Annotated in this window: 1 protein-coding gene; it reads left to right on the forward strand. The window is 58.9% G+C overall.

Features of this window, described 5'->3' with window-relative positions; genetic code table 11:
* The coding region (locus SB689_RS23200; protein WP_410694410.1) for a DUF4148 domain-containing protein at positions 1–270 on the forward strand (270 nt) is incomplete at both ends.

The following is a 270-nucleotide window of genomic DNA, read 5'->3' on the forward strand; positions in this document are numbered from 1 at the left end:
CGCACATCGTGTGACTGCCCTTCCCAACTCACTGGAGATCACGGCCATGAATCTCGGCATTCGAACTGTCATGCTGGCACTTGCGGTGGTTCCTGCACTTGCGTTCGCGGGACAAGGTCTTACGCGAGCGGAAGTTCGTGCACAACTCGTTCAGATCGAGCACGCCGGATACAACCCGGCCCGCAAAGACATTCACTATCCGCAATCCATCCAGCAGGCAGAAGCGCGGCTGAACTCGTCCGAGTCGACTGCCCAGGCCGACACAACAGG

The sequence above is a fragment of the Chryseobacterium sp. SIMBA_038 genome, assembly GCF_046535115.1.
Lineage (GTDB): Bacteria > Bacteroidota > Bacteroidia > Flavobacteriales > Weeksellaceae > Chryseobacterium.